Annotated in this window: 8 protein-coding genes; 1 reads left to right on the top strand and 7 read right to left on the bottom strand. The window is 38.7% G+C overall.

Annotation, left to right across the window (positions count from 1 at the left end; all coding sequences use genetic code 11):
* The first annotated feature begins 37 nt into the window (after positions 1–37).
* Positions 38–739 carry a Crp/Fnr family transcriptional regulator gene (locus A5849_RS06855; protein ID WP_002308887.1) on the top strand — a complete coding sequence of 234 codons (702 nt, stop codon included), beginning with the start codon at positions 38–40 and terminating at the stop codon, positions 737–739.
* 61 nt (positions 740–800) lie between these two features.
* Here the strand turns inward: A5849_RS06855 and A5849_RS06850 are convergent, their stop codons facing one another.
* The 7 genes from A5849_RS06850 to galT form a co-directional block, all read right to left on the bottom strand.
* A complete protein-coding gene (locus A5849_RS06850) occupies positions 801–1,490 on the bottom strand; it encodes a CpsD/CapB family tyrosine-protein kinase (RefSeq protein ID WP_002308885.1) in 690 nt (229 codons plus the stop codon).
* A gap of 378 nt (positions 1,491–1,868) precedes the next feature.
* Positions 1,869–2,885: a tRNA (adenosine(37)-N6)-threonylcarbamoyltransferase complex transferase subunit TsaD gene (gene tsaD, locus A5849_RS06845; protein WP_002308884.1), complete on the bottom strand. Its 1,017-nt coding sequence runs from the start codon at positions 2,883–2,885 to the stop codon at positions 1,869–1,871.
* On the bottom strand, positions 2,882–3,346 hold the full coding sequence (gene rimI / locus A5849_RS06840) for a ribosomal protein S18-alanine N-acetyltransferase (RefSeq protein ID WP_002308883.1): 465 nt from the start codon (positions 3,344–3,346) through the stop codon (positions 2,882–2,884). The genes tsaD and rimI (A5849_RS06840) overlap by 4 nt, the downstream gene beginning before the upstream one ends.
* Positions 3,347–3,352: 6 nt before the next feature.
* On the bottom strand, positions 3,353–3,895 hold the full coding sequence (gene rimI, locus A5849_RS06835; RefSeq protein ID WP_002334782.1) for a ribosomal protein S18-alanine N-acetyltransferase: 543 nt from the start codon (positions 3,893–3,895) through the stop codon (positions 3,353–3,355).
* Positions 3,879–4,601: a tRNA (adenosine(37)-N6)-threonylcarbamoyltransferase complex dimerization subunit type 1 TsaB gene (gene tsaB / locus A5849_RS06830; RefSeq protein WP_033607578.1), complete on the bottom strand. Its 723-nt coding sequence runs from the start codon at positions 4,599–4,601 to the stop codon at positions 3,879–3,881. The genes rimI (A5849_RS06835) and tsaB overlap by 17 nt, the downstream gene beginning before the upstream one ends.
* 193 nt (positions 4,602–4,794) lie before the next feature.
* Entirely contained in the window at positions 4,795–5,775 is a 981-nt protein-coding gene (locus A5849_RS06825; protein ID WP_002308880.1) for a LacI family DNA-binding transcriptional regulator, read from the bottom strand.
* Positions 5,776–5,799: 24 nt separating this feature from the next.
* Complete coding sequence (galT, locus tag A5849_RS06820; protein WP_002308879.1) at positions 5,800–7,284, bottom strand: UDP-glucose--hexose-1-phosphate uridylyltransferase; 1,485 nt, start codon at positions 7,282–7,284, stop codon at positions 5,800–5,802.
* Positions 7,285–7,292: the final 8 nt, after the last annotated feature.

Raw genomic sequence — 7,292 nt, 5'->3', positions numbered from 1 at the left:
CAATAAATATAGTGAACAATAAGGAGAGGACTTTTTAATGCGTGTTAATAAAATCGATTTTCACTTTTCAAAACTCAGATATCAACCTGATTTTGAACATTTCTCGGATGAAGAGTTCCAACAGATCAAGGAACATACTGTTCTTCGTTCCTATAAGAAAGGACAAATCCTTTTTGATGATGGAGATTCTAGACAACGGCTATATATCTTGACCAAAGGACTTGTTCGTTTAGAACGTTACGATGAAAGTGCCACCTATTATTATTATGATTACGTGACTACCAATAACCTTTTTCCTATGTCAGGAATGTTTGGAGAAGAGACCTACACTTATACAGCTCAAGCGATGACTGATATCGAAACTTTCTATCTTCCTGTTTCCTACTATGAAAAATTAGCACGAAAAAATCCTGAACAACTGATCTATATGATTCAAAAAATTTCTAAAGTAGTCGAAATACATGAGTTACGTATCCAAATTGGATTAACCTCCAGTGCTTTTGATCGAGTGAAACAAAATCTATTCATTTTGAAAGAAGAACTTGGCGTACCAACAGAAGACGGTCATATCACCATTCCTTATCCAATTACCTTAAAAGAATTAGCAGTGAATAGCGGTACGACACGTGAAACTGCTGGACAAGTAATCAAACAACTACGTGATTCAGGATTGTTAGATTATCACAAAAAGCATTTTACTTTCTGTAAGACCGCTACTACTCCAGCTTTGAGAGAATAACGCGACAAAAAGAAACAGCGATCCTGATATTTATCGGGATCACTGTTTCTTTTCGTTTCGTCTATTCAAATGATTGGTAATAATAAGTGAGATCACTTTCTTTTTTTGTTCCATTGTAAACTACACCTAATATATTTGCTTTTGCAATCTGCAACAGTTCTTTCGCTTTTAACAACTCTTGTTTCTTTGTCTTTCTTTCTCTGACAACAAGTAGCGTTCCATCCGTTTTTGCTGCAAGGATTTGAGCATCCGTTACAGTTGCTACCGGAGGCATATCAAAAATGACCAGATCAAAGTCAAGTATCAGTTCCTCTATTATCTCTTCCATTCTTTTCGTCCCTAAAACTTCCGAAGGATTCGGCGGCTTTGGACCACTGGGCAAGACCCAAAGATTTTCTATATGTGTTTCAGTTATGTAATCGTCCGCTATCCGTTCACGCTCACTAAGTAAATTACTCAATCCTTCATTATGCGGCAATTGAAAAGACAACGCTACAGTTGGTTTCCTCAAATCGGCATCTACAAGTAAGACCTGTTTTCCACTATTTGCAAAAACTACTGCTAGATTAGCGGCAGTAATAGATTTCCCTTCATCTGGACCAGAAGAAGTGATGACCAATGTATTCAATTCACGATCAATCGCTGCAAACTGGATGTTGGACCGGATCGTTCGATATTTCTCGGCAGTAATTGATTGATCAGCTAATGCAACTAAAGGAACCGGAGGGGCAGATGTTTTCTTTTTCTTCATATTCTCTCTACTTTCTTTTTTCATTTTGTATCTAGACTTTCTATGTATACGAATAAATCCTATGATTTATTGAATTAATCATAGCACAGGAAAAAAACGAACACAATTTATATAATAACTATTTTTTTATTACAGATATCGGCATGAAACACTTCTAAAACAAGCTATATTATAAATTTAAATAACACAATTAATTAAAAACAGGCAAAAAAATAGGGTTGTGACAAAAATCTGTCACAACCCTTATTACAATAAATAGTGTTCAAAAGTTTGCATCTACGGTAATAAGTTCAACCAAGTCAAAAACATGTGAAGCTGTTTTTTTCTTTGCTGTTCTTATAACTTGATGCAGGGCAGTTTTTTTACACTCTCTTTTATTTATTCAGATAAAACCAAGCTTGGATCAGCATTCAACTGATAGCTGGCAAAATTTCTTTTTTGCATTTCCACATGTGCTGCTGCTCCAATCATTGCAGCATTATCTCCACAAAGTCTCAGAGGCGGAATCACTAATTCTACTTCAGGAAGTTTAGCTGACAGAGCAGCTTGCAATCCTTCACGCAACCCTTGATTGGCCGCTACACCTCCAGCTACAACCAGTTGCTTGACTGGATAATTTTGACAAGCTCGAAGTGTTTTAGTAATCAATACATCAATCACACTTGCTTGAAAGCTAGCTGCTAAATCATTTTTGTCTAGATCTTCTCCACGCTGTTGTGCATTATGCACCAAATTGATAAATGCACTTTTTAATCCACTAAAACTGAAATCATAATTATCTTCATGGATCATCGCTCGTGGAAAATGATAATTATCTTTTCCTTGATGAGCTAGCTGATCGATTTCTTTTCCACTTGGATAAGAAAGACCTAATACTCTTCCAACTTTGTCATAAGCTTCTCCTGCTGCGTCATCTCTTGTCTCCCCAATGATTTCATATGATCCATCTTCTTGCATATAGACTAATTCTGTATGTCCTCCGCTAACAAGAAGTGCCATCAATGGAAACTGGAATGGTTTGACCAGACGTGCGGCATAAATGTGACCTGCCATATGGTTCACAGGAATCAGAGGCAATTGGTGTGCCCAAGCAAAAGCCTTAGCTGCAGAAATACCAATCAACAAAGAGCCGACGAGTCCAGGCCCATAAGTGACAGCGACTGCCGATAAATCTTCTGCCGATACACCAGCTTCTACCAGTGCATCTTCCAAGCATAAGGTTATTTGTTCTACATGATGGCGGCTAGCTACTTCAGGCACCACTCCGCCAAAACGTTTATGACTGTTTATTTGGGAAGCAACGATGTTAGATAAGATCTCTGTTCCATTTCTAACGACCGCTACACTCGTTTCATCACAACTTGATTCAATTGCCAGAATCAATTCTTCATTCATTTCATCGTCTCCGTTTTTAACTTTCTGCTCATAATGATCGCATCTTCTGTCGGATTGCGATAATATGATTTCCGTTTACCTAATATACGGAACTTTTCTGATTCATAAAGTTTTCTTGCTGCTTCATTAGACAGACGTACTTCTAAAAAAACATGCAGCGAATCTTTTATTTGTTCCGCAATCAGCAGATGTAGTAAATGCCGTGCATAGCCTTTTCCTTGTTCTGAAACTGCAACAGCGATATTTGTGATTTCGACTTCATCCATTACTTTCGAATACCCGACAAAACCACAGATTTGGTTATCTTCAACTAAAAGAAGATAATCTGTGTGGGGCTGTTGGATATCTGTCAAAAACTGCATCTTCGTCCAAGGTGAGCCATATGGATAAGCATTTTCGCTAATTGCCCATACGCATTCTGCCAAATATGCTTCATCAAAATCTTTTTTTCTGCAAATCAACTAATCTCACTCATTTTCTAAAATTTTTATCATATCCAACGCATCTTCTTTTGTTTCAGTGTAATATCTTTTTTTGATTGTCGTAGCTTGAAACCCTAATTTCCGATAAAGTCTTTGCGCATCCTGATTACTCATGCGTACTTCCAATGACATCGTCTCACAGCGATTCATTATAGCAAAGTTCTCAATTTCGTCAATAAGCAGCGAACCAATTCGTTTTCGCTGATATGCCGGTCGAACAGCAATATTCGTGATATGGCAATCTAAACCGAACGCTCTTGAGCCGACAAATCCGATCATTCTTCCATTATCAAAGATCCCTAAATATAGATGAGGAAGTGGTGACTTCAATTCTGACATAAAGGCACTTTTGGTCCATGGCAACTCGCCATTATAGACTTCTCGTTCGACATCCAATAGCTCTTTGATATCTTCTATAGTCAATTCTCTTAGTATATAGCGACGATCGATTTGTTCGATTGTTTTTTCTGTATAGATCATTTTATCTTGAAAAAGGCTTCTAGCATATGCTTTAAATTTTTTCAACATAGCTTTCGTCTCCAGGCGTGTGCGTCTCTAACCATTTCTCTTCAGCTTCTACTCGTTTTAAATAACGAGGGAGAAAAGCTTGTTTATCTGCAACTGGTTCATCCAACGCACCTAATTGAGCCACAGTCACACCGCTTGGGATATCCCATGATGGAACTGTATTAATCATCGCATCAGGCAGCATTTCTTTTATTTCAGAGATAAATTTATGACAATCACTCCCAACAAAATAAATAGCTTCATTCAGCTCTTGTAGTTGTGCAAACAAATCAGAAGCAGCAATATGTACATCTTCAAGTACAGTTTCTAATCTATTTTCTTTCCAGCGGTATGCCCCAGCATAGACATTTTTTCTTCGAGCATCAAACATGGGCACAATCATTTTATTCACCCCGACACAATTAGCCGCGATGGCTTTCAGGCTAGATACTCCTATTAGATCTTTATCTAGTGTATAAGCAATCGTTTTCGCTGTCGTTACACCTATACGAAGTCCTGTATAAGAACCAGGACCATCAGAAACCGCGATTCGGTCAATGTCTTGGGGACTCATTTGAAGATCTGCAAACAATTGGTCAATGGCAGGCATCAGCGTCACACTGTGGTTGCGTTTGATATTTGTCTGTATTTGCCCAAGAATTTGTTTATCTTCCACCACACCGATCGCCAAAGTTTGATTTGCAGTATCTATTCCTAATGTAATCATATATTTGATCCTTTCTGCTATAACATTCTCGCCTTCCATTGTAGCATACTTTTTTATTCCAATGATGAAAATATCAAAGGCAAAACTAGTACAATGATACATGATTATCTGCTGACCGGCAAATCTAGTTTCTTCCTTACATACACAAAAAAAGTTGCGGTATCACGACACTTTACCACAACTTTTTCTTTTTTTATTTCGTCGACTCTCGAACAATCAACTCTGTTTCAACAATGATTTTTCTTGAAACGGGTGCTTTGGAATTACTTAGTTGAAGGATTGTCTCCACTGCTAGCTCTCCCATCCATTCCGTATAAACTTTCACAGTAGAAAGAGAGGGTGTCACATATTTCGCTACACTGACATCGTTGAAACCCATCACGGAAATATCTTCTGGCACCGCTAAACCTGTTTCTTGAATCGCTTTCAGCGCGCCAATCGCTAATGCATCATTAGCCGCAAAAAGTGCATCAGGAATCTGCTCATTTGTTTTTAAATATTTTTTAACCGCTTGATATCCTGACTCGACAGAAAAATCTGCTTCGATAATTGAACCTTCGTCGTAGCCTTTTTCTGCTAAAACTTGTTGGAATGCCATGATTCTAGGATCTCTTAGTCGCTGATGGTTTTTCTTTGTATATTCTGTTCCAGCAAGCATCGCGATATGTTGTGCATTCTGGGAAACAAAGTGCTCAATGACTTTTTGAACACTCGACTTAAAATCGACAACTATAGAATCGATTCCTTGAGAAGTGCCATCAGAATCTACCAGAAGCAAGGCTTGTTGGGATTGTTTCAAATCCAACAGCTGAGCTTCATCGAATTTCCCTAATGCGATCGTTCCATCCGCTGGAAGCTCACTAATAGAATCCCACGTTTCTTTCAACAAAGTAACATTTGCTTCTTCTGCCTTTTTTTCGATTCCTAAACGAATAGACAAATAATAAAGATCTTCAAGTTCTTCTGTATCGTCGTACCATTGGATCAGACGAAGGGTTTGCTTAGCATTTGCTGCATTTTTGCGGTGCTTCGTATAATTCAAGCGTTCCGCTGCTTCAAAAATTTTTTGCTTTGTGGCTAAGCCGACGGAAAGTTCAGGATCGTAGTTGAGCACTCTTGAAACAGTAGCAGGAGAAACTCCTGCCAACTGAGCAATGTCTTTAATTGTTGCCATTTGTCTCTCCTCCTTTTTTTCCGTTTATAAAATCGCAGTAAACCGCTCAAACGCTGCTTGTCCTTTTTCATCTCGCTTGAACACCCCAGCATCTTCCAAGACACGAGCAAAAACCTGACCTACAGCTTTTTGTACAACATCAGTGACTGCATCTTTCGTCAAATCAGGATGCTCTTTTTTCAACTGTTCTGCCCATGGACGATGATATTCAGCCATCTGGTTTTCTTCTCCCAATAAGAACCGCTCTACTTCTGCTAGTTCCGGTTTCAAACGAGGTGGTAAAACAGCAAGCCCCATTACTTCGATCAATCCAATGTTCTCTTTCTTGATATGTTGGACATCTTTATGCGGATGAAAAATACCATCAGGATGCTCATCTGAAACATTATTGTCTCGAAGGACAAGGTCCAGCTCAAAATAATTGTCCCTTCTTCGTGCAATTGGCGTAATCGTGTGGTGTGGTGTACCATCTGCTGAAAAAGCCCGGATTTCTACTGTTTCATCCGAATATTCTTTCCACTTTTCCAACACTGAATTAGCTGCTTCAATCAGCAACTCTTTATCTGTTGATTGCAAACGGATCACAGACATCGGCCATTTCACAACTCCTGCGATGACTTGCGGATAATCTGCTAATTTGATGAGTTTTTCTATTGGTGCTTTTGCCATAGGAAATTCATGACGTCCTGCCTGATAATGATCATGAGAAAGAATCGATCCTCCAACAATTGGCAAGTCAGCATTTGAACCAACAAAGTAATGAGGCAAGACTTCAGTAATCCGAAGCAGTCTAACAAATGTTTCCTTTGAAATTTTCATTGGACGGTGCTGCTCTGATAAAATGATCGAATGCTCATTGTAATAAGCATAAGGAGAATATTGGAATCCCCAGCTTTCACCATCTAGATTCATTCGAATGATTCGATGATTGGTACGGGCTGGATAATTCAAGCGTCCTCTATATCCTTCATTTTCCATGCACAGCATACATGTAGGATAATCTACTTTGGCTGCCTCACGTTCTGCCGCAATTTGTTTTGGATCTTTTTCTGGTTTAGATAAATTGATCGTGATTTCCAATTCACCATATGCTGACTCTGCTGGAAATTTGATATTTTTAGCGATGGCTCTTGTTTTGATGTAATCATTTTTCTTACTTAAATCAAAGAAATAATCAGTTGCTTCCTCTGGGCTTTTTGAATAATGCTGCGCAAAGAATGCATTGACAACGGAAGGCGGCGGTGTAAGAAAATCCATCAATTGTGCTTCAAAAATCTCTTGTTCTGCTGGTAATTCTGAAAGCACACCATTTTCTCTTGCCTTAGCGACAAACTGATCCAATAAGTCTACTGATTCTTCCTTAACTGGTCTTACTTCGACGCTTTCTAGAGCGTCTTCTCCTATCATCCCTAAAAGACGATTCTGTAAATATAAGCGGTCCATTTCCATCCATCCGCCAGCTTCGATCGCAAGTGTGGCAAAATCACAAATCGTTTGACTGATTGACATATCTCATT

It is taken from the genome of Enterococcus sp. 10F3_DIV0382 (assembly GCF_002140245.1).
Lineage (GTDB): Bacteria > Bacillota > Bacilli > Lactobacillales > Enterococcaceae > Enterococcus_B > Enterococcus_B lactis.
Note: the sequence above shows the minus strand (reverse complement) of the source record. Positions and strands in the feature narration are given on the sequence as shown.

Bases quoted from the DNA above. Each gene is read 5' to 3' on its own strand.
- tsaB (WP_033607578.1), bottom strand. From the start codon at position 4,601: ATGATTACATTAGGAATAGATACTGCAAATCAAACTTTGGCGATCGGT.
- tsaD (WP_002308884.1), bottom strand. From the start codon at position 2,885: ATGAATGAAGAATTGATTCTGGCAATTGAATCAAGTTGTGATGAAACG.
- A5849_RS06850 (WP_002308885.1), bottom strand. From the start codon at position 1,490: ATGAAGAAAAAGAAAACATCTGCCCCTCCGGTTCCTTTAGTTGCATTA.
- rimI (WP_002334782.1), bottom strand. From the start codon at position 3,895: ATGTTGAAAAAATTTAAAGCATATGCTAGAAGCCTTTTTCAAGATAAA.
- A5849_RS06825 (WP_002308880.1), bottom strand. From the start codon at position 5,775: ATGGCAACAATTAAAGACATTGCTCAGTTGGCAGGAGTTTCTCCTGCT.
- A5849_RS06855 (WP_002308887.1), top strand. From the start codon at position 38: ATGCGTGTTAATAAAATCGATTTTCACTTTTCAAAACTCAGATATCAA.
- galT (WP_002308879.1), bottom strand. From the start codon at position 7,284: ATGTCAATCAGTCAAACGATTTGTGATTTTGCCACACTTGCGATCGAA.